Origin of the sequence: Herbiconiux sp. UC225_62, from assembly GCF_042694625.1 — a bacterium.
Taxonomy (GTDB): domain Bacteria; phylum Actinomycetota; class Actinomycetes; order Actinomycetales; family Microbacteriaceae; genus Herbiconiux.
On the sequence record NZ_CP170551.1, the window covers coordinates 3,289,323 to 3,315,266 of the forward strand.

General features: G+C 69.0%; 25 protein-coding genes and 1 pseudogene. 21 read left to right on the forward strand and 5 right to left on the reverse strand.

The genetic code is table 11. From position 1 onward, the window contains the following. Position 1 precedes the first annotated feature (1 nt). The gene (locus ACFJGU_RS16130) at positions 2–835 is read right to left on the reverse strand and encodes a VOC family protein (protein ID WP_382304667.1); all 834 of its coding nucleotides are present in this window, start codon (positions 833–835) and stop codon (positions 2–4) included. Between the two features lie 74 nt (positions 836–909). On the opposite strand from ACFJGU_RS16130, the gene ACFJGU_RS16135 reads away from it, so the two are divergent. Both ACFJGU_RS16135 and ACFJGU_RS16140 read left to right on the forward strand, forming a co-directional pair. Beyond that, entirely contained in the window at positions 910–1,320 is a 411-nt protein-coding gene (locus tag ACFJGU_RS16135) for an HAD family hydrolase (protein ID WP_382304669.1), read from the forward strand. After that, entirely contained in the window at positions 1,281–1,586 is a 306-nt protein-coding gene (locus tag ACFJGU_RS16140; protein ID WP_382304671.1) for an HAD-IA family hydrolase, read from the forward strand. The genes ACFJGU_RS16135 and ACFJGU_RS16140 overlap by 40 nt, the downstream gene beginning before the upstream one ends. 5 nt (positions 1,587–1,591) lie before the next feature. On the opposite strand, the gene ACFJGU_RS16145 is transcribed toward ACFJGU_RS16140, so the two are convergent. Continuing rightward, a complete protein-coding gene (locus tag ACFJGU_RS16145; protein WP_382304673.1) occupies positions 1,592–4,243 on the reverse strand; it encodes a bifunctional FO biosynthesis protein CofGH in 2,652 nt (883 codons plus the stop codon). A gap of 166 nt (positions 4,244–4,409) precedes the next feature. On the opposite strand from ACFJGU_RS16145, the gene guaD reads away from it, so the two are divergent. Genes guaD through ACFJGU_RS16160 form a run of 3 tightly spaced genes read left to right on the forward strand, consistent with a single transcriptional unit; the run spans position 4,410 to position 7,195 of the window. Next, positions 4,410–5,804 (forward strand): guanine deaminase, encoded by a 1,395-nt coding sequence (gene guaD / locus ACFJGU_RS16150; protein WP_382304675.1) that lies wholly within the window; start codon positions 4,410–4,412, stop codon positions 5,802–5,804. A 2-nt stretch (positions 5,805–5,806) separates the two neighbouring features. Then, positions 5,807–6,739: a hypothetical protein gene (locus ACFJGU_RS16155; protein ID WP_382304677.1), complete on the forward strand. Its 933-nt coding sequence runs from the start codon at positions 5,807–5,809 to the stop codon at positions 6,737–6,739. Positions 6,740–6,757: 18 nt separating this feature from the next. After that, the gene (locus tag ACFJGU_RS16160; RefSeq protein WP_382304679.1) at positions 6,758–7,195 is read left to right on the forward strand and encodes a VOC family protein; all 438 of its coding nucleotides are present in this window, start codon (positions 6,758–6,760) and stop codon (positions 7,193–7,195) included. Between the two features lie 84 nt (positions 7,196–7,279). Here the strand turns inward: ACFJGU_RS16160 and cofD are convergent, their stop codons facing one another. Together cofD and ACFJGU_RS16170 are read right to left on the reverse strand one after the other, a co-directional pair. Beyond that, positions 7,280–8,284 (reverse strand): 2-phospho-L-lactate transferase, encoded by a 1,005-nt coding sequence (gene cofD, locus ACFJGU_RS16165; protein ID WP_382304680.1) that lies wholly within the window; start codon positions 8,282–8,284, stop codon positions 7,280–7,282. 43 nt (positions 8,285–8,327) lie between these two features. After that, positions 8,328–9,683 carry an aminotransferase class I/II-fold pyridoxal phosphate-dependent enzyme gene (locus tag ACFJGU_RS16170; protein ID WP_382304682.1) on the reverse strand — a complete coding sequence of 452 codons (1,356 nt, stop codon included), beginning with the start codon at positions 9,681–9,683 and terminating at the stop codon, positions 8,328–8,330. A gap of 163 nt (positions 9,684–9,846) precedes the next feature. Here ACFJGU_RS16170 and ACFJGU_RS16175 point away from each other — a divergent pair, with 163 nt between their 5' ends. The 14 genes and pseudogenes from ACFJGU_RS16175 (at position 9,847) to mutM (ending at position 22,036) form a co-directional block, all read left to right on the forward strand. Beyond that, on the forward strand, positions 9,847–10,695 hold the full coding sequence (locus ACFJGU_RS16175) for a nitrilase-related carbon-nitrogen hydrolase (RefSeq protein WP_382304684.1): 849 nt from the start codon (positions 9,847–9,849) through the stop codon (positions 10,693–10,695). 13 nt (positions 10,696–10,708) lie between these two features. Next, positions 10,709–12,142, forward strand: coding sequence for a dihydropyrimidinase (gene hydA, locus ACFJGU_RS16180; protein ID WP_382304686.1), 1,434 nt, complete (start codon positions 10,709–10,711; stop codon positions 12,140–12,142). 42 nt (positions 12,143–12,184) lie between these two features. Further along, positions 12,185–13,201 carry a TIGR03842 family LLM class F420-dependent oxidoreductase gene (locus ACFJGU_RS16185; RefSeq protein ID WP_382304688.1) on the forward strand — a complete coding sequence of 339 codons (1,017 nt, stop codon included), beginning with the start codon at positions 12,185–12,187 and terminating at the stop codon, positions 13,199–13,201. Further along, complete coding sequence (locus ACFJGU_RS16190; RefSeq protein ID WP_382304690.1) at positions 13,198–14,109, forward strand: ABC transporter permease; 912 nt, start codon at positions 13,198–13,200, stop codon at positions 14,107–14,109. The genes ACFJGU_RS16185 and ACFJGU_RS16190 overlap by 4 nt, the downstream gene beginning before the upstream one ends. After that, the gene (locus ACFJGU_RS16195) at positions 14,106–14,963 is read left to right on the forward strand and encodes an ABC transporter ATP-binding protein (RefSeq protein WP_382304692.1); all 858 of its coding nucleotides are present in this window, start codon (positions 14,106–14,108) and stop codon (positions 14,961–14,963) included. Before ACFJGU_RS16190 ends, ACFJGU_RS16195 begins: the two co-directional genes overlap by 4 nt. Beyond that, on the forward strand, positions 14,960–15,733 hold the full coding sequence (locus ACFJGU_RS16200) for an ABC transporter permease (protein ID WP_382304694.1): 774 nt from the start codon (positions 14,960–14,962) through the stop codon (positions 15,731–15,733). The genes ACFJGU_RS16195 and ACFJGU_RS16200 overlap by 4 nt, the downstream gene beginning before the upstream one ends. Positions 15,734–15,771: 38 nt before the next feature. Next, positions 15,772–16,920: an ABC transporter substrate-binding protein gene (locus ACFJGU_RS16205; protein WP_382304696.1), complete on the forward strand. Its 1,149-nt coding sequence runs from the start codon at positions 15,772–15,774 to the stop codon at positions 16,918–16,920. A 134-nt stretch (positions 16,921–17,054) separates the two neighbouring features. Further along, entirely contained in the window at positions 17,055–18,392 is a 1,338-nt protein-coding gene (locus ACFJGU_RS16210) for an aspartate aminotransferase family protein (RefSeq protein ID WP_382304698.1), read from the forward strand. A 63-nt stretch (positions 18,393–18,455) separates the two neighbouring features. Then, positions 18,456–19,007 (forward strand): annotated as a pseudogene (locus ACFJGU_RS16215) (LysR family transcriptional regulator); the annotation flags it as partial. Between the two features lie 106 nt (positions 19,008–19,113). Next, positions 19,114–19,395: a LysR substrate-binding domain-containing protein gene (locus ACFJGU_RS16220; protein ID WP_382304700.1), complete on the forward strand. Its 282-nt coding sequence runs from the start codon at positions 19,114–19,116 to the stop codon at positions 19,393–19,395. 129 nt (positions 19,396–19,524) lie between these two features. Further along, positions 19,525–20,019, forward strand: coding sequence for a YceD family protein (locus ACFJGU_RS16225; protein WP_382310401.1), 495 nt, complete (start codon positions 19,525–19,527; stop codon positions 20,017–20,019). Positions 20,020–20,087: 68 nt separating this feature from the next. Then, positions 20,088–20,291, forward strand: coding sequence for a 50S ribosomal protein L32 (gene rpmF / locus ACFJGU_RS16230; protein ID WP_085019985.1), 204 nt, complete (start codon positions 20,088–20,090; stop codon positions 20,289–20,291). Positions 20,292–20,314: 23 nt separating this feature from the next. Then, complete coding sequence (gene rnc / locus ACFJGU_RS16235) at positions 20,315–21,046, forward strand: ribonuclease III (RefSeq protein ID WP_382304702.1); 732 nt, start codon at positions 20,315–20,317, stop codon at positions 21,044–21,046. A gap of 9 nt (positions 21,047–21,055) precedes the next feature. After that, on the forward strand, positions 21,056–22,036 hold the full coding sequence (mutM, locus tag ACFJGU_RS16240) for a bifunctional DNA-formamidopyrimidine glycosylase/DNA-(apurinic or apyrimidinic site) lyase (RefSeq protein WP_382304704.1): 981 nt from the start codon (positions 21,056–21,058) through the stop codon (positions 22,034–22,036). 76 nt (positions 22,037–22,112) lie between these two features. On the opposite strand, the gene ACFJGU_RS16245 is transcribed toward mutM, so the two are convergent. After that, a complete protein-coding gene (locus ACFJGU_RS16245) occupies positions 22,113–22,817 on the reverse strand; it encodes a YoaK family protein (protein WP_382304706.1) in 705 nt (234 codons plus the stop codon). Between the two features lie 192 nt (positions 22,818–23,009). Here ACFJGU_RS16245 and ACFJGU_RS16250 point away from each other — a divergent pair, with 192 nt between their 5' ends. Further along, positions 23,010–24,125: an acetamidase/formamidase family protein gene (locus tag ACFJGU_RS16250; RefSeq protein ID WP_382304708.1), complete on the forward strand. Its 1,116-nt coding sequence runs from the start codon at positions 23,010–23,012 to the stop codon at positions 24,123–24,125. Beyond that, entirely contained in the window at positions 24,118–25,869 is a 1,752-nt protein-coding gene (locus ACFJGU_RS16255) for an AtzH-like domain-containing protein (RefSeq protein ID WP_382304710.1), read from the forward strand. The genes ACFJGU_RS16250 and ACFJGU_RS16255 overlap by 8 nt, the downstream gene beginning before the upstream one ends. Positions 25,870–25,944: the final 75 nt, after the last annotated feature.

Consider the following 25,944-nt stretch of genomic DNA (forward strand, 5'->3'; position numbering starts at 1 on the left):
GTTAACGGGCGTCGCGGTATTGGCTGAGGGTGAGGGTGGCGCCCTGGGGGTCTTCGAGGGTGGCCAGCGACGACCACGGGGTGTCGTCGGTGCTGAGGATGCTCGCACCGAGCGCCTCGGCGCGGGTGGCGGCGGCATCGCGGTCGGCCACGCTGATCACCACCTGCCAGTGCGGTTGCTCCGCGCCGACGGTGGACTGGACCGCGCCGATGACGTCGGCGAAGCCCTCGGGGGCGCCCGCCTGGCGCTCGTAGATCTCGGGGTCGACCGTGTCGGCCAGGTGGCGACCGTAGCCGTCGACCGCGATCATCGCCTCCACCGTCTCGCCGAGGTCGAGGTAGCGCCAGCCGAAGAGGCGCTCGTAGAAGCTCTTCGCGGCGGGGATGTCTCCGGTGCGGAGGTTGCTGAAGTTCCAGGCGCCCGGCACGTTCACGACCTGCGCGCCGAGGCGACGGCGGGCCTGCCAGAGCCGGAACTCCGCGCCCTCGGAGTCGCGGCACCCCGCCATCCGGCCGCCGGGCCCGGCATCGACCGGGTCGGTCACCACGAAACCGCCGGCGCGCACCACCTCGGGCGCCACAGCGTCGACGTCGTCGACCGCGAAGTAGGTGTTCCACACGGCCACACCCTCGGGCTCGGCCGAGCCGATGGCCGCGACGTCGTGGCCGTCGAGCTGGGCGATGAGGTAGACGCCCGGGGCATCCGGCGGCATCGCGTTCTCGAACGTCCAGCCGAAGAGGCTGCCGTAGAACTCGGCAGCGGCCTCCGGATCGGGCTGCTCGGTGTCGATCCAGCAGCTCACGCCCGCTGGGTACGTTCTCGGTTCGCTGGTCATCGTCATCCTCCCGTCATGGCTTGCCCGACACCCTACGCCGGGCCACCGACGGTGGGGATGTCAGGATTGACGCCATGACCGAAGCCCTCGAAATCCACGCCGACGCCGTCATCTTCGACATGGACGGAACCCTGGTCGACTCGATCGCTCTCGTCGAGAGGGTCTGGGCGACCTTCGCCGAGCGGCACGGCATCGATCTGCCGGAGCTGCTGGCCTTCGCGCACGGCCGGCGCGCCGACGACACGCTCGCTCACTTCCTCGGCTCCGCGGCCGCCGCGAGTGCCGGCGCCGATCTGCTCGCCGCGCGCGCAGCCGTGCAGGAACACGAGCTGGGCGTCGAGGGTGCGGTGCTCGAGATCCCCGGTGCGGCACCGTTCGTGGCGTCGTTCGATCCGGCCGATGTGGCGTTGGTGACGTCCGCTCCGCGCGAGCTGGCAGGCTGCGGATGGCCGAGGCAGGCATCCCGCTGCCCGCGGTCGTGGTGACGGCGGAGGACGTCTCGGCCGGCAAACCCGACCCGGAAGGGTACCTCCGCGCCGCTGAGCTGCTCGGTCGCGACCCCTCCCGCGTCGTCATCTTCGAGGATGCCGATGCAGGTCTCCGGGCAGCCACGGCGTCCGGCGCCCAAGTCGTCGTCGTCGGCGACTACGAGGGCGAGGCGACGCTCGGCCTCCCGCGCATCCCGAACTACCGGGGCGCCACCGTCACTCGCCACCCCGCGGGTGGCTACCGCCTCACGTTCCCGCGCTGACCCCGCTACGCCATCGGCAGGAGGCGGAGGGTCTGGCCGGTGGCCGCGAACCCGCGGGACGCGAACTCTCGCGCTACCGCGACGCGTTCGGCAGAGGGGCGACCGTAAGTGGTGGTGCGCTGCACCGGGGTGCGGCCGATCTCCGTGATCATGCGCTCCAGCTCGTCGACCGTCTTCTCCGAGCCGTTGTCGGCGCCGGCCATGCGGCTGATCGTCTCCTCCATCAGGGTGCCGCCGAGGTCGTCGGCACCGCCCTGCAGCATCTGCTGCGTGCCGCCGTTGCCGAGCTTCACCCAGGAGGTCTGCACATGATCGATCCGCCCGTGCAGCATGAGCCGCGACACCGCGTGGATGGCCCGGTTCTCCTGCACCGTCGGCCCCGGCCGAGCCACGCCGGCGAGGTAGACGGGGGAGTTCATGTGGATGAAGGGCAGCAGCACGAACTCGGTGAACCCGCCCGTCTCGTCCTGGATGCGCGAGAGCGTGCGCAGGTGCCCCACCCAGTGCGTGGGGTTGTCGACGTGCCCGTACATCATGGTCGACGACGACCGCAGCCCCACCGAGTGGGCCGTCGACACGATCTCGATCCACTGCGCCGCCGGCAGCTTGCCCTTCGTGAGCACCCAGCGCACGTCGTCGTCGAGGATCTCGGCCGCCGTGCCCGGAATGGTGTCGAGCCCCGCGGCCTTGGCCTCGAGCAGGAAGTCGCGGAACGACAGACCCGTACGCGCCGCCCCGTTCACGATCTCCATCGGGCTGAACGCGTGCAGGTGGATGTCGGGCTGCCGCTCCTTCACGGTGCGCGCCAGGTCGAAATACGCCGTTCCCGGCAGGTCGGGGTGGATGCCGCCCTGCATGCAGATCTCGGTGGCCCCGATCGACCAGGCCTCGTCGACGCGGTCGCCGACCTGCTCCATCGACAGGGTGTAGGCATCCGCGTCGTTGCGCCGCTGGGCGAACGCGCAGAAGCGGCATCCGGTGTAGCAGACGTTCGTGAAGTTGATGTTGCGGTTGACGACGTAGCCAACCTCGTCGCCCACGGTCGCGCGGCGCACCTCGTCGGCCAAGGCGGCGAGTGCCTCGAGGTCGGGGCCGTCGGCGCCGAGCAGCGTGAGGTACTCGGCATCCGTCAGCCCGGCGGGGTCGACGGATGCCCGCAGCAGCGCCGAGCGCACCGCCGGGTCACCGGATGCCCGCACCGCGTTGCCGGCGTTCGCCCCGACGTGCTCGCGCAGCTCGGACCAGTCGCCGTAGACGTCCTCGAAGTCGCTGCGGCGGTCGCCCGTGCGCCCGATCGTGTCGATCTCGGTGTGCAGCTCCGTGCGACCGGAGCCCGACGAGCCCCATTCCGGCTCCTGCCAGGGGTGGCCGGTCGGGATGCGGCCCTCAACGGCCAGCCCCGACGAGTCGGCCAGTGCCCGCACGTGGGGGAGCACCCGCGGGTCGATCCACGGCTCCTCGGCCCGCACGAAGTGAGGATGCGCGGTGAGCCGCTCGCGCAGCGTGAACCCGGCCTCGGCGGTGAGCCGCGCCAGGTCGTCGATGTGCGGCCAGGGACGTTCGGGGTTCACGTGATCGGGCGTGAGGGGCGAGACCCCGCCCCAGTCGTCGATGCCGGCCCGCACGAGCAGCGACAGCTCGCGCGCGTCCGTGAGGTTCGGCGGAGCCTGGATGCGCGCCTTCGGCCCCAGCACGAGTCGAGCCACCGCGACCGAGGCGATGTACTCCTGGGTCTCGAGGTCGTCGGCGCCCATCATGGCGGTGGCGGGCTTCGCGCGGAAGTTCTGGATGATCACTTCCTGCACGTGACCGTGCCGGCGCGCGGCGGAGCGGATGGCGAACATCCCGTCGACCCGCTCCTCGTAGTTCTCACCGATACCGAGCAGAAGCCCCGTGGTGAACGGCACGTTCGAGCGCCCGGCGTCTTCGAGCACGCGCAGGCGCAGGGCCGGGTCTTTGTCGGGCGAGCCGAAGTGCGCGTTGCCCTTCTCGGCCCAGAGCCGCACGGAGGTGGTCTCGAGCATCATGCCCATCGAGGGCGCGACGGGCTTCAGCCGCTGGATCTCCTCCCAGGTCATCACACCGGGGTTGAGGTGGGGGAGGAGGCCGGTCTCCTCGAGCACACGGATGGCCATGGCGCGGAGGTAGGCGATGGTGGAGTCGTAGCCATGCGCATCCAGCCACTCGCGAGCAGCGGGCCAGCGGTCTTCGGGGCGGTCGCCGAGGGTGAAGAGCGCCTCCTTGCAGCCGAGCGCCGCGCCCTGGCGGGCGACCTCGAGCACCTCGTCGGGCGACATGAAGGGGGCCTTGCCCTGCTTGGCGAGGCCGCCCGGCGTCTGCACGAAGGTGCAGTAGTGGCAGCGGTCGCGGCAGAGATGGGTGAGCGGGATGAACACCTTGCGCGAGTACGTGATGACTCCCGGGCGACCTGTGATCTCGAGCCCGGCGTCGCGCACCCGCGAGGCGGCGGTGAGCAGGCGCTCCAGGTCGTCGCCGCGAGCGTGCAGCAGTGTCTCGGCCTCGGTGGCGTTCAGCGCCACGCCTTCGTCGGCACGTTTCAGCGCCCGGCGGATCGCGGAGGCGTTGGGCACGAACGACTGCACGACCGGCTGCGGCTCGGCCTTGCGACGGGTGGGGGTGGGCAGATCAGCAGGCATGGGCGACGACCTCGAAGTATCGGAAGAGATAACAAGAGAGCAGGGCCCAAAGCCAGACCCAGAACCAGAATAGGTCGAGCCTACCCCCTGTTCTGGAGCACGACAGCACCCCCTGCGGCCCGCATCGCCGTGTCAGGATTGCCCCATAACGACGAATGGGGATCTCTTGGCCGAGAAAGCAATCCGCGGAACGTTCCTGGATTTCATCGACGACCCGTGGAAGCACGTGGGGCACGAAGAGGAGTCGGTGCGGTTCCACGCCGACGGTCTGCTCGTCGTCGAAGACGGGAAGATCACCGACTTCGGGCCGTTCGCCGAGGTCTCCCCGCGGCATCCGGATGTCGAGACCGCCGTCATCGCCGACCGCATCATCCTCCCCGGCTTCATCGACGGCCACATCCACCTGCCGCAGACGCGGGTGCTCGGCGCCTACGGCGAGCAGCTGCTGCCGTGGCTGCAGAAATGGGTGTTCCCCGAGGAGCACAAGTACGCCGACCGTGCCTACGCCGAAGAGGGCACCAAGCACTTCTTCGACAACCTGCTCGCCTCGGGCACCACCACCGCGCAGACGTTCACCACGGGCAACCTCACCTGCAACGAGGTGTTCTTCGAAGAGGCCTCCAAGCGGAACATGCGGATGATCGGCGGCCTCACCGGCATCGACCGTCACGTTCCCGACTACTTCGCGAACACGCCCGAGCAGTTCTACGACGACTCGAAGGCCCTGATCGAGAAGTTCCATGGCGTCGGCCGCAACCTCTACGCCATCACGCCGCGCTTCGGCTTCGGCGCCTCGAACGAGTTGCTGGCGGCCTGCCAGAAGCTCAAGCAGGAGTTCCCCGACCTGTGGATCAACACCCACATCTCCGAGAACCCGGCCGAGATCCACGGCGTGCTCGCCCTGCACGACGACTGCCACGACTACCTCGGTGTGTACGAGAAGTACGACCTCGTGGGCCCGAAGTTCACCGGTGGACACGGCGTGTGGCTCTCGAACGACGAGTTCCGCCGCTTCTCCGACTCGGGCGCGGCGGTGGCGTTCTGCCCCTCCTCGAACCTCTACCTGGGCTCCGGGCTCTTCCGCCTCGGCAAGGCCACCGACCCCGAGCACCGCGTGCTGATGAGCTTCGGCACCGACATGGGCGGCGGAAACCGCTTCAGCCTGCTCAACTCGCTCGAAGACGCCTACAAGGTGGGGATGCTCAACAACACCATCCTCGACGGCAGCATCATCCCGAGCGAGATGGACCTCGCGGAGTCGGAGCGCAACAAGCTCTCACCGTTCCGCGCGTTCTACTCCGTCACGCAGGGTGGTGCCGAGTCGCTCTACATCGACGACCTGGTGGGCAACTTCGACATCGGCAAGGAAGCCGACTTCGTGGCCCTCGACTGGACCGCCGGTCCGCCCGCCACGGCCTGGCACCAGAGCCTCCTGCACGACGGCGGGGAGCTCACGCTCGAAGCCGCCTCCGACCTGCTCTTCGGCATCATGATGGTCAGCGACGAGCGAGCCGTCGACGAGACCTGGGTGATGGGCGAGCGCGCCTACAAGAAGGCCTGAGCATGACGGTCGCCCTCGTGGTGCACCGACGCCTCGCGGAGGAGAGCTACGCCGAGTACGCCGCATGGCAGGAGAAGGTGGGGCGGCGGATCGAGGAGTGGCCCGGTTTCCTCGACCGCCGCGTCATCCGGCCCGATCCACCGCTCCAGGTCGACTGGGTGATCGTGCAGCGTTTCCGCGACATCGACGCGGCGCGCGGATGGCTGCAGAGCGCGGATCGGATGGCTCTGCTCGAGGAGATCAAGGGCCACTTCATCGGCAACGACGACGTTCACCTGTTCACCGAGGACACCGAGAAGCCGGCCGAGGCGGCATCCGTGCTCATCTCGAGCCGGGTGCCCGAGGCCGAGGAGGGTGCGTTCCTCGACTGGCAGCGCCAGATCTCCGCGGCCGAGTCGCGCTTCGACGGGTTCCTCGGGCACAAGATCGAGCGGCCGATCCCCGGGGTGCAGGAGGAGTGGGTCGTGGCCCTCAGCTTCGACACGCCGGACCATCTGGAGAAGTGGATCGAGTCGCCCGAGCGCAAGGCCCTGCTCGACGCGGGGAGGGACTACAACGAGCAGCTCACGCTGACGCGGGCCAGCTACGGCTTCGGCTTCTGGTCGGGGCAGAAGGGCAACGATCTGCCCGATCCGGTCTTCAAGGGCAACCTCATCGTGCTGTTGATGCTGTACCCCATCGTGTTCCTCTGGGGCTACTTCATCGGTGACACGCTGCTGTCGGGTCTGCCGTTCTGGCTGTCGCTGTTCATCGGGAACGTGGTCTCCACGCAGCTGCTCGGCTGGCTGCTCGTGCCCTGGGCGTTCCGGCGGTTCCGCTGGTGGGTGAAGCGGGGCATCCCGCCGCGGGTGCATGCCGCCGGGTACGCGATCATCATCGCCCTCTACGTCGTGTCGATGGCGGCCTACGCGGGACTGCTGGCGCTCCGCGGGTAGGCGGAGCACGATGGGGGCATGACCTCATCGCACGGATATCCCGCCTTCCGGCAGGTGGTGCTCGACACCGAGAACGCTCGGGAGCTCGCCGAGTTCTACCACCACCTGCTCGCGCTGCCCTACGAAGAAGGGGACGAACCGCCGCTGGACGGCCCCGACCCCAACGGCGAGGACTGGCTCGCACTGCTCGGCCCCGACGGCAAGCGGCTGCTCGCCTTCCAGCAGGTGGCGAGCCTCGCGCCGGCGACCTGGCCCGAGGGGCCGCGGCCGCAGCAGCTGCACCTCGACTTCTCGGTGCCCGATCGGGAGTCGCTGCTGCGGCACCGCGAGCGGGCGCTGCAACTCGGCGCGACCATCCTGCGTGAGGACCTCGACGATCCCGAGGAGCCGATCACGATCTTCGCCGACCCCTCCGGCCACCCGTTCTGCATCTTCATGCTCGCTCCGAACGCCTAGTCCTCCGTTTCGGGAGGAGGAGAGTGCAACGACGCCCGTATACCGGGGTGGTTCGACGCTCCTCCTCCCGAAACGACGCCGGGGTCAGCGGATGGCGGCAGCGAAGGCGTCGGAGGCGAGCTGGGCGCTGGTCTCGGGGTCGCGCATCCAGAGCGGCACTACGGAGGTGCGGATGCCGGCCGCGTCGAGAACCGGGGCGCTCGCCGCATCCGTCTCGTCGACGAGCCAGGCGTCGAGCAGGCCGCTGCCCGAGCGCTGACGGGAGCCGTAGTGCTTCGCCACGGCGGCGGCGGTGGTCTCGACGCCGATGGCCGTGAGGCAGGCGTCGGCGTAGCCGCGCACGGCGGCACCGGAGATGATGGGCGAGACGCCCACGATCGGCGCGCGGGCCGCCCGCAGAGCGGAGCGCACGCCGTTGACGCCGAGGATGGTGCCGATCGACACCACCGGGTTGGAGGGCGCCAGCACGATGATGTCGGCGTGCTCGATGGCGTGCAGCACCTGCGGCGTGGGCTTGGCGGCATCCACGCCAACCTGGATGAAGCGCTGAGCCGGTACGTTCGCGCGGTATTTGACCCACCACTCCTCGAAGTGCACGATCTTGCGCTGGCCGTCGACCTCGATGGCCACGTGGGTCTCGAGGGGCTGGTCGCTCATCGGCAGCAGGCGCACCCCGGGGTTCCAGCGCTCGGCGAGCCGCGCGGTGGCCTCGGTGAGCGTGAGGCCGTCGCGGAGGAAGCTGGAGCGGGCGATGTGGGTGCCGAGATCGAGGTCGCCGAGAGTGAACCACGGCCAGCCGATGCCGTACGCGGTGAGCTCGGCGCTCACGCGCTCGCTCTCGTCCTTGCGGCCCCAGCCGCGCTCGTCGTCGTTGGCGCCGCCGAGCGTGTACATGATCGAGTCGAGGTCGGGGCAGACGCGGAGCCCGGTGAGCCACATGTCGTCGCCCGTGTTAACCACCGCGGTGATCTCGGCGGTCGACCCGCCGTCGCCGTTGGGATAGCGCGACCTCAGGTGCGTCCGCAGCCCCCGCAGAAACCGTGCCCCACCGACGCCACCCGCAAGAACCGTAACCTTCACGCCCCCCATTCAACCCCATCCCCGCCCCCTCCCGAACCGGCGGCGGCAACCCTCAGGTGGCGCGGGCGGCGCTCGCGAGGAGCGCGCCGACCTGGTCGAACTCGTCGCGCACGCGACCGGCCGTCACCCGGAGGAACTGGCCGGTGCCGAGGCCCGTCCCGGCCGGTGGCCCGCCCGCCGCGAACGTCGACCCGGCCGCCACCCGGATGCCGCTGGCCGCGAGCGTCACGATGGCCGCCTTCTCGTCGATCACCGGAATCCAGGTGTTGATGCCGTCGGAGGGGGAGTGCGGCAGCCCGTGGGCCACGAGCGCTTCGGAGAGCTGCCGCTGGCGCGCCTGGTAGATCCGCCGCGCGTCGTGCACGCTCGACACCGAGGAGCTCGCGGTGAGCAGGTCGTGCAGGATGGTCTGCAGCATCCGCGAGGTCCAGCCCGGTCCGAGCATCCGCCGGGCCACGATGCGGTCGATCAGGAGCTCGGGGCCGCCGATCGCCGCGATCCGGAGGTCGGGTCCGTGCGACTTCGCGTAGCTCCGCACGTGCAGGGTGCGCTGCGGCAGCCAGCTGCCGATGCTGAACGCGGGAGAGCTGGAGATCTCGCCCGAGTGGTCGTCCTCGATCACCACGGGATCGCCGAGATGCTCGTGCGCCCGGAGCACCCGGGCCAGCTCCCGCACCCGCTCGGCCGTGAACGATGCTCCGGTGGGGTTGTGCGCACGCGGCTGCAGGATGATCGCCACCGGGTTCAGCAGCAACGCCCGCGCGAGCTGATCGGGCCGGAGGCCCTCGGCATCCACGTCGACCGGGATGCGCTCGACCCCGAGGTGCTCCAGCAGGTCGAAGAAGGGCGGGAAACCGGGGTTCTCCACCACGACCCGGTCGCCGTAGCGCACCAGGGTCTCGAGGGCGCGGGAGATCGCGTCCAGTGCCCCGTCGACGATGGTGAGCGCCGCGACCGGATAGGGCCAGGACGCCCGCAGCTGCAACTCGAGCTCGGGCAGCACCGGCGCGCTGAGGTAGCTGGCCGTGTCGGCGCGCGTGGGCACCCGGGTGAGCGCGGCGGTGAGGTCGGGGAGCAGCTCGCCATCGGGCGTGCCCGTGGAGAGATCGAGCCTCGCGCTGACATGAGATCCGGCGAGCTCGCCGAAGTGCGGCGGCATCCACGCCGTGGCCGCCTGCAGCACGTAGCTTCCCGCCCGGCCGCGGGAGGTGATCAGCCCCACACCCGACAGCGCCTGCCAGGCGTTGCTCACCGTGGCGGGGCTCACGCCGAGCGTCGCCGCCACGTCGCGAACGGTGGGCAACCGGTCTCCGGCGCCGAGCGTGCCCGAGCGGATGAGCCGCGAGATGGCCGCGGCGATTCCCTCGGGTGTGCGGTATTCGACTGCGTCTACGATCTGATCGAGCATCCGTGTCCGATTCTTCGAGGGGTATCAGTGGATGTCTTGCTCGGAACTCTTGACATATTTACGCTCGCGTCACACGCTGAAACACACGAGAAATGTTCAAACCGAATAATAACAAAACCGGGGTGTCGAGGACACTCCGGTCGTCGTTCGAAAGGAACTGCCGATGACGACCGTACGCGCTGCGATCACACAGACGACCTGGACTGGCGACAAGGAGTCGATGCTCGACAAGCACGAGCAGTTCATGCGCGACGCCGCGGCGCAAGGCGCGCAGATCATCTGCTTCCAGGAGCTGTTCTACGGCCCCTATTTCGGCATCACGCAGGACAAGAAGTACTACCGCTACGCCGAGCCCGCCGACGGCCCGATCGTGCAGCGCTTCGCGGCCCTCGCGAAGGAACTGAACATGGTGGCGATCCTCCCGATCTACGAGGAGGAGCAGACCGGCGTCTACTACAACACCGCGGTCATCGTGGATGCCGACGGCACGATCCTCGGCAAGTACCGCAAGCACCACATCCCGCACCTGGAGTCCTTCTACGAGAAGTTCTACTTCCGTCCCGGCAACCTGGGCTACCCCGTGTTCGACACCGCCGTCGGCAAGATCGGCGTGCACATCTGCTACGACCGTCACTTCCCCGAAGGATGGCGCGAACTGGGTCTGAACGGCGCGCAGATCGTGTTCAACCCGAACGCCTCGAAGCCCGGCCTGTCGAATCGCCTGTGGGAGCTCGAAGGGCCGGCCGCGGCGGGCGCGAACCAGTACTTCGTGCTGGTGCCCAACCGGGTCGGCAAGGAGGACAACGAGTACGGCGACCTCGCGGTGAACTTCTACGGCACCTCGTACGTCGTCGACCCGCGCGGCAACTACGTCGGCGAGCTGGGCTCGAGCGAGCACGAAGAGGTGCTCATCCGCGATCTCGATCTCGACGCCATCCGCGACACCCGCGACGACTGGCAGTTCTACCGCGACCGCCGGCCCGACGCCTACAGCGAGATCGTGGCACCGTAGGAGGGGGAGACTCATGAAGACTCTCATCACCGGGGGAACCGTCGTCAATGCGACGGGCACGGCCGAGGCCGACGTGCTGATCGACGGCGACACCATCGCGGCGGTGCTGGCCCCGGGCAGCACGCTGCTCGGCTTCGACCTCGCGGGCAACGTCGACGAGGTCGTGGATGCCACGGGCAAGTACGTCATCCCGGGCGGCATCGACGCGCACACCCACATGCAGATGCCGTTCGGCGGCACCGAGGCCAGCGACACCTTCGAGACGGGCACGCGGGCGGCCGCGCACGGCGGCACCACGTCGATCATCGACTTCGTGGTGCAGTACGCGGGCGAGAACATCCTCGATCAGTACAAGCTGTGGCACGAGAAGGCCGCCGGCAACTGCGCCATCGACTACGGGTTCCACCAGATCCTCTCCGACGTGCAGGATTCGTCGCTCACTGCGATGGACGAGCTGATCAACGAGGGCGTCACCAGCTTCAAACTCTTCATGGCCTACAAGGGCGTCTTCCTCAGCGATGACGGCCAGATCGTGAAGGCGATGCAGCGGGCGAGCGACAACGGGTCGCTGATCATGATGCACGCCGAGAACGGCTCCGTCATCGACCTGCTCGTGAAGCAGCACCTCGAGCGCGGCGAGACCACCCCCTACTACCACGGCATCTCGCGCCCGTGGCAGGCGGAGGAAGAGGCCACGCACCGGGCGATCATGCTCGCGAACCTCACCGGCGCACCGCTCTACATCGTGCACGTGTCGGCGAAGCAGGCGGTCGAGCAGATCGCGGCCGCCCGCGACAACGGGCAGAACGTGTTCGCGGAGACCTGCCCCCAATACCTGTACCTGAGCCTCGAAGACCAGCTCGGCGCCTCGAGTGAGGAGTGGGGCAGCTTCGAGGGGGCGAAGTGGGTGTGCTCGACGCCGCTGCGCTCGAAGCAGGAGGGCCACCAACACCACATGTGGCGGGGGCTCCGCACGAACGACCTGCAGGTCATCTCCACCGACCACTGCCCCTTCTGTATGAAGGGCCAGAAGGACATGGGCCTCGGTGACTTCTCGAAGATCCCGAACGGCATCGGCTCGGTCGAGCACCGGATGGACCTCATCTACCAGGGTGTGGTGATGGGCGAGATCAGCCTTCCCCGGTGGGTCGAACTCACCAGCACGACACCGGCACGGATGTTCGGGGTCTACGGCAAGAAGGGCGTCATCCAGCCCGGTGCCGACGGTGACGTCGTGATCTACGACCCGAAGGGCCAGACGTCGATCGGGCTCGAGAAGACCCACCACATGAACATGGACTACTCGGCCTGGGAAGGCTTCGAGATCGACGGCCACGTCGACACCGTCTTCTCCCGCGGCCGCAAGATCGTCGACGAGAACCAGTACCTCGGCCGCAAGGGCGACGGCGCGTACTTCAAGCGCGGGTTGAGCCAGTATTTGATCTAGGTGACGCATCCGCCCCATCCGCCTGAAAGAGAGACACAGCACATGGAATTCGGCGCGGTCGTTCAGACCAATCCTCCGGCGGCCCGCACGGTCGGGCTCGCCAAGCTCAGCGAGCAGTACGGCTTCGACTACTTCTGGACCTTCGATTCGCACCTGCTCTGGCAGGAGCCGTACGTCATCTACAGCCAGATCCTGGCCGAGACGCACAAGATCAAGGTCGGCCCGATGGTCACCAACCCGGCGACGCGCGACTGGACGGTCACCGCCTCGGTCTACGCCACCCTCAACGAGATGTACGGCAACCGCACCATCTGCGGCATCGGCCGCGGCGACTCGGCCGTGCGCGTCACCAACGGGGCGCCCACCACGCTGAAGACGCTGCGCGAGTCGATCCACGTGATCCGCGAGCTCGGCAACTCGCGCTCGGTGGAGTACAACGGCGCCACGCTGCAGTTCCCGTGGAGCCACGGATCGCAGCTCGACGTGTGGGTGGCCGCCTACGGCCCGCTGGCTCTGAAGGTGGCCGGGGAGGTGGGCGACGGCTTCATCCTGCAGTGCGGCGACGTCGACATCGCGAAATGGATGATCGCCTCCGTGCGCGCCGCGGCCGAGAACGTCGGCCGGAACCCCGACGACATCGCGTTCTGCGTGGCCGCTCCGATGTACATCGGCGACGACTGGGAGCACATGCGTGACCAGTGCCGCTGGTTCGGTGGCATGGTGGGCAACCACGTGGCCGACATCGTGGCGAAGTACGGCGAGAACAGCGAGGTTCCGCAGGCCCTCACCGATTACATTAAGGACCGTGAGGGCTACGACTACAACGAGCACGGCCGCGCGGGCAACACCCACACGAGCTTCGTGCCGGATGAGATCGTCGACCGCTTCTGCGTGCTCGGCACCGCCGAGCAGCACATCGAGAAGCTCAAGCAGCTGAAAGACATCGGAGTCACCCAGTTCGCCGGCTACCTGCAGCACGACTTCAAGGAGGAGACCCTCCGCGTGTACGGCGAGACCGTCATGCCCGCTCTCCGCGACCACATCACGGCCAAGGCATGAGCGAACGCTCCCGGGCGGGTTCGAGCGGCCCGCGCACCAACCAGACGGCGAAGCGGATCGCCTTCGGCGTCGGGGGTGTGGTGCTGCTCGTCGTGATCTGGGAGCTCTACAAAGCGCTCGGACCGGCCGGCGGCGTCATCGTGGGCGACCTCACGATCCTGCCGCGCACCACCGATCTGGCCATGCCGCACGTGTGGGACATGGTCGCGCGCCTGTTCGAACCCACCGGCGGCGGGCGCAACGCGATGCCGGTGTGGCTCGCGGTGGTGCAGGCCTCCGTGTTCAGCCTCGGCGTGGCCGCCGTGGGCTGGGTCGTCGGCGTGGTCGTGGGGCTGCTCCTGGCCATCCTGATGCAGCGGTTCCGCACCGCGGAGTCGGCCGTGCTGCCCTGGATCATCCTCAGCCAGACCGTCCCGCTCATCGCCATCGCACCGCTCGTGCGGCGCTGGGGCTCGCAGCTCGAGTTCGGCGACTTCAGCTGGGAGAACTGGATGTCGGTGGCCGTCATCGCCTCCTACCTCGCCTTCTTCCCGGTGTCGATCGGCGCGCTCCGCGGGCTGAACTCGCCCGACACCATCCACGTCGAACTGTTCCGCAGCTACGGCGTGGGCTGGTGGAAGACGCTGTTCGTGCTGCGCCTGCCGGCCAGCGTGCCCTATCTGCTGCCCGCCCTGCGGCTCGCCGCCGCCAACGCGGTGATCGGCACCGTGGTGGCCGAGGTCTCGATCGGTCTGCGTGGCGGCATCGGCCGCATGATCATCGAATACGCCCAGCAGGCCTCGGGCGACCCGGCCAAGACCTGGGCGCCGATCTTCGGTGCCGTCGCGGTGGGCCTCGTGGCCGCCGGATTCATCGCCCTGCTCGGAGTGCTGCTCCGCCGTTACCGTCGAGGGGAAGTGCCCGCATGAGCGACGCATCCGACATCACCACCGCATCCGCCGCCACGCCCGTCGTTCCGGATGCCGCCGTGCAGGTCTCCGGGGTCGACAAGATCTTCGTGGGCAAGAAGAAGGCCACGGTCACGGCTCTCGAGTCGATCGATCTCACGGTGGCGCCCGGCGAGTTCGTCTCGCTGATCGGGCCCTCCGGATGCGGCAAGTCGACGCTGCTGCGCCTGATCGCCGATCTCGACACGCCCTCCACGGGCACCGTCACCGTGTTCGGCAAGACGGCGCGCCAGGCCCGTATCGACCAGGAGTACGGCATCGCCTTCCAGCAGGCCGGACTCCTGCCGTGGCGCACCGTCACCGGCAACATCGAGCTGCCGCTCGAACTGCACGGCGTCGGCGGGGCCGCCCGCAAGGCGCGGGTGAGCGAGCTGCTCGCACTGGTCGGGCTCTCCGACTTCGCCGACAGCTACCCCGACCAGCTCTCCGGCGGCATGCAGCAGCGTGTGGCGATCGCCCGCGCTCTCGCCGAGAGCCCCCGCCTGCTGTTGATGGACGAGCCGTTCGGCGCCCTCGACGAGATGACGCGCGAGCGGATGCAGACCGAGCTCGTGCGCATCACCGGCGAGACCGGGGCGGCCGTCGTGTTCGTGACCCACTCCATCCCCGAGGCCGTCTACCTCTCGAATCGGGTCGTCGTGATGTCGCCACGACCGGGTCGCATCCGCGACGTGCTCACCGTCTCGCTCGGCACCGCGCAAGAGCGCACCGAGGAGCTGCGTGAGAACGAGGCGTTCTTCGAGAACGTCAGCAAGGTGCGCGAACTGCTCCACGGTGAGGCGCCGGTGGGTATCCGGGGGGTCGAGACCCGATGAGGAGCTCCGCCGGCATCTACCGCACCGTGCTCGCCCCGGTGCTGCTCGGCCTCGTCGCGCTCGCGCTCTGGCAGCTGCTCGTGGTGGCCTTCGACATCAAGGCCTTCATCGTGCCCGGCCCGGTCGCCATCGGCACCGAGTTCGGCGCCAACCTCTCCACGGTGCTGCAGGGCGCGCTCGTGACGGGCGGCAACGCGCTGGTGGGGCTCGTCATCGGCGGTGTCACCGGTATCCTGTTCGCCATCATCGCCGCGCTCGTGCGGGTGGTCGACGAGTTGAGCGCCGCCGTGGTCGCCGCGCTCGCCGTGGTGCCGATCGTCGCCCTGGCCCCCGTGCTCTACACGATGTTCGGCGCGGCAGCCGAGACCGGCCGGCAACTGGTGGCGGCGATCGCTGTCTTCATCCCCGTGTACATCAACACCTTGCGGGGGCTGCGGCAGGTGCGGCCCGTGCACCGCGACCTGATGCGGGTGTACGCGGCATCCGCGTGGCAGACGACGCGCACCGTGACCGTGCCGGGCGCGCTGCCCTTCATCTTCACGGGTCTGCGCATCGCGTCGAGCCTCGCCGTGATCTCCGCGCTCATCGCCGAGTACTTCGGCGGCCCGATCGGCGGTCTCGGCAAGTCGATCACCTCCGCCGCCAGTGGCTCGAACTACAGCCTGGCCTGGGCCTACGTGCTCGGCGCCATCATCGTCGGGCTCGTGTTCTACTGCGTCACCCTCGCCATCGAGAAGATCGCGACGCGGCACTACAGCCCGAACACCTAGGTCTGCACCATCCGGCACCACCCAGAAGGAGGAGCAACATGAAACACAGCACCCGTCTCATCAGCGGCGTCGGCGCCCTCGCCGTCACCGCTCTCGCGCTCGCAGGCTGTTCGAGCGGCGGCTCGAGCGATTCCACCGACTCGGCCGACTCGGGCGACCTCACCCCGGTGAGCCTGCAGCTGCAGTGGTACTCGCAGGCCCAGTTCGCCGGCTACTACGCGGCCCTCGACCAGGGCTACTACGAAGACGAGGGCCTCGACGTCTCGATCCTCGAAGGCGCCGCCGACATCGTCCCGATCGACGTGCTCACCGGCGGCGACGCCGACTTCGCGATCTCCTGGGTTCCGAAGGTGCTCGGCTCGATCGAGCAGGGCGCCGCCGTCACCGACATCGCGCAGATCTTCGAGCGAAGCGGCACCACGCAGATCTCGATGAAGGACGCGAACATCACCTCGCCCGCCGACCTCAAGGGCAAGACGGTCGGCAGCTGGGGCTACGGCAACGAGTGGGAACTCTTCGCCGGCATGCAGAAGGCGGGCGTGAACGTGGGCGACATCTCGCTCGTGCAGCAGGCCTTCGACATGAACGGCTTCCTGGCCGGCGACATCCAGGCCGCCCAGGCCATGACCTACAACGAGTACGCACAGGTGCTCGAGACGGTCAACCCGGCCACCGGCGAGCTGTACACGCCCGAGGAGCTGAACGTCATCAACTGGAACGACGAAGGCACCGCGATGCTCCAGGACGCCATCTGGGCCGACTCGGACCGCCTCGCCAGCGACTCCGACTACGCCGACACGGCCGTGAAGTTCATCAAGGCCTCCATCAAGGGCTGGGCCTACGCCCGCGACAACCCCGAAGAGGCCGCGAAGATCGTGACCGCGTCGGGATCGCAGCTCGGCGAGAGCCACCAGCTCTGGATGACCAACGAGGTCAACAAACTGATCTGGCCCTCGGAGAATGGCGTGGGCATGATCAACCAGGACGAGTGGGACCAGACGGTCTCCATCGCCAAGGGCACCGAGAACGAGACGGGCGCGACCATCATCACGTCCGACCCGCCGGAGACGGCGTTCTCGAACGAGTACGTGGAGAAGGCGCTCACGGAGCTGAAGGATGAAGGCGTGGATGTGAACGGGGCGGACTTCTCGCCGATCACTGTGACCCTTAAGGAAGGCGGCCAGTAGGTCGCGACCGTCGATCCGGGGGGATTCTCACCCTCCGCCTAAGGGTTGAGCGGAGCTCAAAGGCGGCGGAGGGCGAGAATCCCCCCGAATCGACTACCAAGAACATCGAACGAGATAGAGAAACAGGCAGCACCATGGAACTTGACCCCGCAGACCAGCAGCTCGCGCTCGAGCTGGACCGAGCATATGTGTTTCATTCGTGGTCGGCTCAGGCGACCCTGAAGCCGATGGTCATTGCCGGCGGGGCCGGGTCGACGGTGTGGGATTTCGAGGGGAATGAGTTCCTTGATTTCTCGTCGCAGTTGGTGAATACGAATATCGGGCATCAGCATCCGGCGGTCGTTGAGGCGATCAAGGAGCAGGCGGACGTGCTGACGACTGTGGCGCCGGCGCATGCGAATCTGACTCGGGGGAAGGCTGCGCAGCGGATTCTGGAGCGGGCGGGGAACTCGTTCAGCAAGGTGTTCTTCACCAATGGTGGGGCGGATGCGAACGAGAACGCCATCCGGATGGCGCGGCTCTACACGGGGCGCGACAAGGTCTTGTCGCAGTACCGGTCGTACCACGGCAACACCGGTGCCGCGGTCGTCGCCACGGGGGACTGGCGGCGGGTGCCGAACGAGTACGCGCGGGGGCACGTGCACTTCTTCGGGCCGTTCGCGTATCGCTCGGAGTTCTGGTCGACCTCGGTCGAGGAGGAGTCGGCGCGGGCGCTGCACCACCTCGAGCGCGTCATCCAGGCCGAAGGGGCGACCTCGATCGCGGCGATCCTGATCGAGACGATCCCGGGCACGGCCGGCGTGCTTGTGCCGCCGCCCGGCTACCTGACCGGGGTGCGGGCGTTGGCCGACAAGTACGGCATCGTTCTCATCTTCGACGAGGTGATGGCCGGATTCGGGCGCACCGGCTCCTGGTTCGCGTTCCAGGCGCTCGCCGAGCAGGAGGGCGGCCTCGTCGAGCCCGACCTGATCAGCTTCGCCAAGGGGGTCAACTCGGGGTACGTGCCGGCGGGCGGCGTGATCATCTCGCCCGCCATCGCCGACATCTTCGACGACAACGTCTTCCCGGGCGGCCTGACCTACTCCGGACATCCGCTCGCCATGGCGTCGATCGTGGGCACGCTCGATGCGATGGAGAACGAGGGCATCGTCGAGAACGCGGCGCACATCGGCCGAGACCTCCTCGCGCCGGGACTCGCGGCGCTGGCCGAGAAGTACCCGATCATCGGCGAGGTGCGCGGTGTCGGAGTGTTCTGGGCCCTCGACCTGGTGAGCGACCCCGAGACCCGTGCGCCATTGTCGGCCGGGGGAGTGGGCGCCCTGAAGGCCGCTCTGCTCTCCCGCGGGCTGCTGCCCTTCACCGCCGACAACCGGCTGCACGTGGTGCCGCCCTGCGTTGTGACGGATGCCGAAGTCGAACGGGCGCTGGCCATCTACGACGAGGCGTTCGCGGCGATAGGCGACGTCGACTGAGACGCTGACCGCGCAGGTTCAGGCGCACGATTCGTTGCGGCGGCAACCATGTAGAGTCCCTACATGGATGTGCGTCGCCTCGAATTGCTGCGCGAGCTCGCCGAGCGCGGCAGCATCACCGAAGTGGCGCGTGCGACGCACCGCACGCCGTCCGCGGTGTCGCAGCAGTTGCGCATCCTGGAGCGCGAAGCCGGGCTCCCACTGACCGAGAAGGCCGGCCGCGGCATCGTGCTGACGGATGCCGGCCGCGCCCTCGCCCGCAGTGCCACCGACGTGGCCGTGGCGATCGAGCAGGCGACCGCGCTCTGGGACGAGTTCCGCAACGATCCGACGGGCGAGGTGTCGCTGGCCACCTTCCCCACCGGGGGTCAGATGCTGCTGCCCGGTGTCGTGAACCGCCTCGACGCGGTGGGCGGCCTCACCCTGCACTGCTCCGACCGCGACCCCGAGAGCGACGACTTCCCGTCCCTCACCGCCGACTTCGACATCGTGCTCGCGCACACCGCGTCATCGGCGGCCACGAACTGGCCCACCACCGACGTCACCGCGGTGAAGCTGATGACCGAGCCGTTGGACATCGCGCTGCCGCCCGGGCATCCGCTGGCCGCGAAGGAGATGCTCGACCCCGAGGACCTGATCGGGGAGCGCTGGATCGGGGTGCCGTGGGGCTACCCCTTTCGAGCGCACCATCCACGACATCTCCGCCGCCGCCGGATCGCCCATGAACGTGGTGCAGCGCTTCGGCGACACGCGCGTCACGGAGGCCTTCGTGGCCGCGGGTCTCGGCATCGCCATCCTGCCCTGCTACACGGCCGGTGGCGCCTATCGCAGCGAGATCGTGCTCAAGAACCTCCGAGGGGTGGTGGCCGAACGCCACATCTTCGCGCTGATGCGCCCTGACCGTGCCGAACGCCTGGCCGTTCGCACCGTGGTCGACGCGCTGCGGGCCGAAGCGGACGCGGTGGTGGCCGCCAACATCCACCGCAACCCGCCGCGCGGTTGAGCGCCGAGCGTGCTCTGGCTGGGCAACGGCTGAGTCGGTCCTGATCGACGGTAGAATCTCTCGGTGAGCACATTCAAGAAGACCCCTTACACGGTCAACGTGCGCGATCTCATCCACAAGCCCGGCGAGATGAGAGAGCACACGCTCGACATCCCCGTCACCGAGAAGCTGGGCGAGGGCCTCGTGGCCGTCGAGACCGGCGAGAACCTGCACGTCGACCTCCGCCTGGAGTCCGTGCACGAAGGCGTTCTGGTCAGCGCGGAGGTCACCTCCGAGGCCGCCGGACAGTGCGGAAGATGCCTCCGCGACATCCGCCAGCCTGTCGAAGTCGAATTCCAGGAGCTTTTCGCGTATTCTTCTGACGAAGCTTTTGATTACGAGGTTCACGACGACCATGTCGATCTCGAACCTCTGATCAGGGATTTGGTAGTGCTGGCACTACCGTTCCAGCCGGTTTGCACGCCGGATTGCCCAGGCCTCGACCCGGTGACGGGCGAGCGACTGGCCGATCATGCGGCGGCCCCTGCGCCCGAGGTGATCGACCCGCGATGGTCGGCGCTCGCCGGTCTGCGTGGGTCAGAGTCACTGGCAGCTTCCCGAGACACGGACTCCGACGACAACTAGTCACGGAGTCTTGACCGCCGGTCACGGTGTCACAGCACGGTGCCCGACAGAGTAGAAGAGAGATAGTCATGGCTGTTCCGAAGCGGAAGAAGTCACGTTCCAACACGCACGCGCGTCGTTCGCAGTGGAAGGCCGAGGTCCCCACGCTCGTCAAGACCGTCGAGAACGGCAAGACGACCTACAGCCTCCCGCACCGCGCGAAGGTTGTCGAAGACTCTGCCGGTACTCCGCTGTTCCTGGAGTACAAGGGCCGCAAGGTCGCCGACGTTTAGTCATTCCCTGAGAGGTGCGATTCGTGTCCCCTGAAATCGAGGAGCGCGGATCGCACCTTTTGGCGACCCTGGAGATCGCGCTCGACCCCGCATTGCTCGATCTCGCGCTGACCCATCGCTCGTACTCCTACGAGCACGGCGGCATCCCCACGAACGAGCGTCTCGAGTTCCTCGGCGACTCGATCCTGGGGCAGGCCGTCACGGTCATGCTCTACACCACCTTCACGGAGCTCGACGAGGGGGAGCTCGCGAAGCGGCGGGCCTCCCTGGTGAGCACGGTCGCCCTCGCCGAGATCGCCCGTTCCATCGGGCTGGGCGAGTACATCAAGCTCGGCCGCGGTGAAGAGCTCACCGGTGGGCGCGACAAGGCGTCCATCCTCGCCGACACGGTGGAGGCCATCATCGGGGCCACCTACCTCGACCAGGGTCCGGATGTCGCGACCGACCTCGTGCTGCGGCTCGTCGCCCCGCTCGCCAACGACCCGCTGCGCTTCGGGGTTTCGATGGACCCGAAGACCTCGCTGCAGGAGCTCGCCAACCGCCTCGGTTTCGAGGTGCCGGTGTACGTGCTCGAGGAGAGCGGGCCCGACCACCAGAAGACTTTCGTGGCGACCGTGACCATCGCCGGTCCACGCGAAGCCGATTCGCCCGTCGTCGCGAGCGGCACCGGGTCGAGCAAGAAGCAGGCCGAGTCGGGGGCCGCCGCCGCTGCGTTCGCCCTGCTCGGCGCATCCACCGGTCCCGGTCAGGCCTAGGAGCCCTTCGTGCCCGAGCTGCCCGAAGTCGAGGTCGTGCGCGCGGGACTCGAACCCGCCGTGTCCGGCGCCGTGATCACCGGGGTCGAGGTGTTCGACGAGCGCTCCCTCAAGCGGCACAGCCCGCTCGAGGGCCCGTTCGACGGGCTGCTCGAGGGGCGACGGATGCTCGCTGCCGGAAGGCGGGGCAAGTTCTTGTGGTTCCCCCTGTCCGATCGCGAGGGCGCGCCCGCGCAAGCGCTCGTCACCCACCTCGGCATGAGCGGGCAGGTGCTCTTGCGCACGCCCGGCGTCGAGGAGGAGGGGCTGCTGCGCATCCGGCTGCACATCGAGCATCCGGAGCGCGGCGAGTTCTGGGTGAACTTCGTCGACCAGCGCATCTTCGGCTCGATGGCCGTCGATCGGCTGCTGCCGACGCCCGACGGACACGACGGGGGCTACTTCGGGTTCGCGGAGCAGCTCGGGCTGGAGCGCGATGGCGGGGCTCTCGCGGGGGAGGCGTGGCGCGCATCCGTTCCCGCGCAGGTGGCGCACATCGCGCGCGACCCGCTCGACCCGGCCTTCGACGAGGCCGTGTTCTTCGCCGCGCTCGCGCGCAAGAAGACCGGCATCAAGCGTGCGATGCTCGATCAGACGCTGATCAGCGGAATCGGCAACATCTACGCCGACGAGTCGCTCTGGGCAGCGCGCCTGCACTACGAGTACCCGGCCGACAAGCTCTCGCGGCCGCGGGCCCGTGAGCTGCTCTCCGAGGTGCGGATCGTGCTCGAGAAGGCGCTGGCCGAAGGCGGCACCAGTTTCGACGCGCAATACGTCAACGTGAACGGTGCGTCGGGCTACTTCGCGCACAGCCTCAACGCCTACGGGCGGGAGGGGCAGCCGTGCCCGCGCTGCGGCACCCCGATCAAGCGCGAGCAGTTCATGAACCGCTCCTCGTACTTCTGCCCCCACGACCAGCGCCCCTACCGGGCTCGCGCCCCGCGAGCCTGACTCCGCCGAAGTTCTTGCCCCGTCCCGCCCTGTTTCGGGAGTTTTGGGGCGCTTGGCGTCCAGAAGTCGGGTGAGGTTACTCCGCGGGGACGGGGGGCGTGTGCTTGGTGTGGGCGGCGATGTGGCCGAGGAGGGCCGCGACGAGGGTGACGAGGGCGGCGGCGGCCACGCCCCAGCCGATGTGCAGGTTGAGGAGCAAGGCCCCGACGCCGGCGCCGGCCGCGATGAGCACGATGGCGGCTCCGCGGCGGAACCACGGCTGGCCCTTGCCGCCGGCCAGACGGGAGTCGGCGGCGAATCCGGTGATCGTCGACGTGACGACGACGGTCGTGACATCCTTCACCGCGATGTGCCGGGCGGTCGCCGCCTGCAGGCCCATCGCTCCGGCGAGGAAGACCGTGATGAGCAGTTCCCAGGGCTGCGGCGGCTTGCCGTTCAGGATGAACAGCGCGATCGCGAGCCCCGCCATGATGGCACCGACCACGGCGAAGGTGGTCGTCGTGCGGGTCGTCCAGCCGGCTTTGACGGGCCGGAGCACCCGGCCGCCCACGACAGCGCCGCCCATGAACGCGAAGAGCGCGAGCAGCGGGCCGACCCACGGCAGACCGTCGGCGCCCGCCAGCGCCATGCCCAAGATGACGACGTTGCCGGTCATGTTGCCGGCGAAGACCTTGTCGAGTCCGAGGTAGCCGACCGCGTCGACGATGCCGGTGGAGAAGGTGAGCGCGAGCATCAGCCCGAGGTGGAGGTCGTCGCGGCGGGCGCGGAGTCTCTTGAGCACGGTCGTCCTGTCGGTCAGGTGATTCGGGGTTTGATCGTGCACGTTTCGCGTGTGTGAACACCGGTTTCAGCCGTGCAAACAATGCCTTGAACGGTAGTGCGTGCATCCGTCGTGGTGCAAACGGACGGTACTGTCGGGATGATCGCCGGTGAGTCGGATTCGCCTGGGCGCTCGGACGAGAACGGAAGCGACATGTCGATGCTGGCAGCCCTGCAACCCGGCGCGGGGGAGATCCGCGCCACGGAATACCTCGCGGCCAGCCGCCACAACGTGCTCTGGGGGCGGCTGCCCTGCGCCGACGACCGGCCGGTGCTCGAGATCGATCCCGGAACGGATGTCACGATTGACACGATCAGCCACGAGGGCCTGCTCGAGGACCAGGGGCGTGATCCCGCGGCCTTCTTCGGCGCGCACGGGGTGTCGCGCGATTTCGTGCTCGAGGACGCCATCGCCCTCGCCGCGTCCGACTACCCGCGGAGCTCCGCCGACGGGCCGCACGTCGTCACCGGCCCGATCGCCGTGCGGGGCGCGCGGCCCGGCGACCTGCTCAAGATGACCGTGCTCGACACCACACCGCGCGTGCCGTACGGCGTCATCTCGAACCGGCACGGCAAGGGGGCCCTGGTGGGCGAGATGCCGCTCGGGCCGGCTGACGTGAGCATCTTCGCCGAGGTGCAGGACGCTCTGGGCGGCGCCCGTTTCGGCACGCTGCCGTTACTGCCCGGCGGGGAGCGGTCGGTGCGCTTTCCGCTGAGCCCGTTCCTCGGCATCATGGGCGTGGCCGTGGTCGGCTCCGAGCGGCCGCACTCGGTTCCCCCGGGGCCGCACGGCGGCAACATCGACATCAACCTGCTCACCGTGGGGTCGTCGCTCTACCTTCCGGTGCAGGTGCCCGGGGCGCTCGCGTACGTCGGCGACCCGCATTTCGCGCAGGGTGACGGCGAGGTCGCGCTGACCGCGATGGAGGCGTCGCTCCGGGTGACCGTGCGCTTCGATCTCGTCGACCGGTCGGATGCTCTCGCGAACTTCGGCGAGCTGGCCGGGCCGCTGGCGGAGACCAGCGAGTTCCTGGTGCCGACGGGCATGGACCGCGACCTCGACGTCGCCGTGCAGAACTGCGTGCGTGCCGCACTCGGGCTGCTCGAGGCGCGGTGGGGGATGGATCGCACCCTCGCGTACGCGTATCTGAGTGCCGCCACCGACTTCGACATCTCGCAGGTGGTCGACATCGTCAAGGGCGTGCACGCGCGCATCCGGGTGTCGGATTTCGCAGGGGTGCCGCACGCGTCGGGAGCCGCTCGTGGCTGAGGAGCTCCCGACCGGGGTGACCTCGCTCGACGGGGCGGGCATCCTGTCGCCGCAGTCCCTGCGTTCGTTGCTGACGGCTTTCCGCGGCTACGAGGCCGCGCTCATGACCAATGACCTCGACGCCCTCGACCGGTACTTCGCTCCCGGCCCGGCCACGCTGCGCGGAGACGCCTCGGGGTTGCTCGTGGGGCACGACCGCGTCAGCGCGTTCCGGGGGTTGCGCGGGGGAGTGCCGCCGCGCACGATCGTCGAGCTGCACCTGCGGGTGCTCGACGCGACATCCGTTCTCGTGGTGTCGGTGAGCGCCTTCGCGAAGGGCGGCACCGGGTTGCAGACGCAGCTGTGGCGGCGGGTGGATGCCTCGGGCCACGAGTTGCAGGCTGGTGACGGCGGCGAGCAGGTGCGACCGGATGCCGCGGACTGGGTCATCGCGGCCGCGCACGTGACCGGTGCCGCGCCCGCCGTGAACGGGGCCGTCTGGCGGGTCGTCGGGGCACCGCTCGTGCCGGCGCGTCCGGCCGAATCCGCTCCTTCGGGCGGCGGTGCGCTCGCGGGCCTGAGCGTGGCCGTCAAGGACCTCTACGACCTGGCGGGGTATGCCGTGGGGGCGGGGGTGCCCGAGTTCCTCGCCGAGGCGATTCCGGCCGACTCCGACGCCGATGCGGTCGCCGCGCTCCGGGCCGCGGGTGCGGCCGTGCAGGGCATCGCCCAGACCGACGAGTTCGCCTACAGCATCGCCGGGCGCAACGTGCACTACGGGACTCCACCGAACCCGGCCGTGCCGGGGGCGATCCCCGGCGGGTCGTCGAGTGGCCCGGCCGCCGCGGTGGCCCTCGGGCAGGCGGCGATCGGATTGGCGACGGACACGGCCGGGTCGATCCGGGTTCCGGCGTCGTATCAGGGGCTCTGGGGGCTCCGCACCACGCACGGGTCGGTGAGTGCGCGCGGCCTGCTGCCGCTGGCGCCGTCGTTCGACACGGTCGGCTGGCTGACGCGCTCGCCGCAGACGCTCCGGGCCGCCGCGGCCGCCACGTTCGCGGGGGCGCCCGGCCCGACCCCGGTGAGGGTCGCAGGGATCGGCCCGGATGACCGTGACGGCGACGGGGTCGCGCATCCCGGGGCTGGGGCGTCGAGTGCGCTGGAGCCGAGGTACGTGGTGTCGGCCGACCTGGTGTCGAGTTGCGCGGAGGACGTGCAGGCGGCGTTCCGGGCGACGGTCGAGCATCCGGTGTTCGGCGTGGTCGAGAGCGTCGACCTGGGCGACCTCGACGCGGCGTTCGCGGCGTTCCGCACGGTGCAGGCGGCCGAGGCGTGGCGGGTGCACGGACAGTGGGTCGCCGCGCACCCGGGCGTTCTCGGCGCCGACATCGCCGAGCGCTTCGAGATCGCCTCTCGCGTCACGGCGGAGGAAGAGGCGGAGGCGCGTGCCGAGTCGGCCGACGCCCGGGCCCGGTTCGACGCGGTGCTGGAGGGGCGCATCCTGCTGCTCCCGTCGGCGTCGTCGGCCGCGCCCGCGCTCGACGCTCCGGCGGATGTCATCGCGGCGGCCCGTGCGGCGACGCTCCGGATGACGGCGGTGGCGGGGACGGGCGGTTACCCCGCGGTCTCGGCGCCCGTGCTGAGAGTGCCGGATCCGAGCGGCTCCGCGCCCGTCGGCCTCTGCTTCGTGGGTGCGCGCGGTGCCGACCTGGCCCTGATCGACCTGGCTGCCGGCGTCGCCGAGGTTCTTCGCGCCGACTCGTAACACGGCTGAAACGTTCGTTTCGTAGACTTGTGGGTGAGAAACAGGTATTTCGCCGAGTCGTCCGAGGAGCAGCCA